The following is a 2208-nucleotide window of genomic DNA, read 5'->3' as shown; positions in this document are numbered from 1 at the left end:
GTATAATTTTTTGATATACCTACAATTACACAATAAACACCAGCTTGTTTCTTTGCATTATTACTCCACTTAAATGAAGGAATAGCAAAAAATATTTCTGAATCCTCTAAAAGAGTTGGCCATAAACTACTAATCTGCTCCCCTTGGCAGATTGAACTGGTAGAAACAAAGGAAAAACTTTGAGACCCTCTAATATATTTACATGCTTTATAAAACCACCCAGAAATATAATCAACACTAGCATATGGTACATTCGTGTTACTAAAAATTTGCTTCAACTCATTTTTTTGCATTTCCGTTTGCTTTCTAGCTCCATAATATGGGGGGTTACCCAAAATATAAATTTCTTCTCCATTATTCCTTAATACCTTATTCCAATCATATACTAAAGCATTATCACATATAATAGTCCCTGAAGATTTCAAAGGTAACAATGGAATTAATTCTCCAAATTCATCTTTAAATATAAGATTCATTTGATGTTCTGTTAGCCATAAAGAAAGGATTGCAACCTCATGTGCAAAATCATCAATTTCTATACCATAAAATTGAGAAACCTGAATCACTGAAAATGGTTTTGAAAGTTGCCCCGTTTTTTCTAATTCTAATTCTTGAATACGCTTGAGAACTTCCATTTCAAATTTACGAAGCTCTTTATACGCAATAATAAGGAAGTTACCTGAACCACAGGCAGGGTCAAAAATCTTCATTTGACCTAATCGTTGTTGTAGTTTTAATAGCTTATTAATACTATCTTGATTTTTTTCTAGTTCTTCATATAAGTCATTCAAAAATAAAGGTTCAATGACCTTCATTATGTTTGGAACAGAGGTGTAGTGTTGACCCATGGTGCTACGCTGTTCAGTATGAACAACAGCTTGGAACATTGAACCAAAAATATCAGGATTGATGTCCGACCAATCCAACTCCGCACCACATTCAATTAAAATTCGGCGTGATTTACGAGTAAATTTAGGAATTTGAATATCATCTTTAAACAAACCACCGTTCACATACGGAAAATCTGCTAGGTAATCAGGTAAATCTGCTTCACGATTTTCGACAGATTGATTTAAAACTTTAAATAAGCGACTGATTAAAGGTGATAAATCTGATCCATCTTCATTGCTCTTTGATATTGCTGAAGTAAACTGTTTGTCCTGAAAAATTTCAGTGTCTTCAGCGAAATAACAGAATAAAAGTCGAGATAAGAAAATATTGAGTTGATGTAAGTTCTCTTTATTATTTAAGTCATCTTCATCGAAATTATCTGCTTTAATTTCGTCAAATAGCTTTGCTAATTTTTCAGCAGCTTGAACATCCGCAGGGTTTTCACCTTGATATACGGCTTTCTCCATTCCAGCCCATGGTAAGAAGAAATCAAATTTTTTAGCTAAATTACTAAAAGGAACATCCAATGTATCTTGTGTTTTAGTATCTACTGCCAATAGAGTTTCGAAGTCAGTTACGATCAAGAAGCGAATTTTATTACTTTCAGTTCGCTTCTCACTCTTCATTTGATCAATCAGACCATGTAAATCATGCTGTTTTGCAATTTTGAAGTATATTTGGCGCTTCCAAAAAACGGTGTTTTCTTTATCTTCAGCTAAATTACGCTCACCATTACGCACTCGTCCAATAGATTGGCTACGATGTCCATAAGCTAAAAGCAACTCATAGATAAATTCTTTTCGATGTAGCTCGCCTTTAGAAATTTTATGGATGAGCTGTTTAATATTTTCTTCGATTTGGACGATATTCATTTGTATAGATGACCGTATTAAAGCTAATAATTAGTTTATAGTAACAATAAGTTAAATTAAATGTGAAATCTTGTGGATGATAAGGCCTGACTTTCTCAGACACTTTTTTGATTCATAAAATACTGTTTTTCATAGTTCATCGGTGACACCCGCTGATTATGCGTGTGCCTGCGTTTTGGATTGTAAAACATCTCAATGTAATGAAATATAGCCCGCCTTGCTTCTTCCCGTGTTTTGTACTTATGGCGGCGTATTGTTTCTTTTTTAAGGTTGCCAAAGAAACTTTCAGCAACTGCATTATCCCAACAATTGCCTCTACGGCTCATGCTAGCTTCCATATTAAGTGAGCGGAGCAACTTCCTAAAATCACGGCTGCTGTATTGAGAGCCTTGATCCGAATGCAGCCACACAGTGCCTCCGGGCTTACGACGCCAGTAAGCAGCCA

General features: G+C 34.7%; 2 protein-coding genes. Both read right to left on the bottom strand.

The window, feature by feature from the left end; genetic code table 11:
* Positions 1–1763, bottom strand: a 1763-nt coding sequence (locus VQ643_RS16150) for a DNA methyltransferase (protein ID WP_414201518.1), incomplete at its 3' end; no start/stop codon positions are given.
* Between the two features lie 95 nt (positions 1764–1858).
* The coding region (locus VQ643_RS16145) for an IS3 family transposase (RefSeq protein ID WP_414201516.1) at positions 1859–2208 on the bottom strand (350 nt) is incomplete at its 5' end.

Origin of the sequence: Pseudomonas sp. F1_0610, from assembly GCF_047470865.1 — a bacterium.
Lineage (GTDB): Bacteria > Pseudomonadota > Gammaproteobacteria > Pseudomonadales > Pseudomonadaceae > JAZDRH01.
This window is presented reverse-complemented; position numbering and strand designations above follow the sequence as displayed.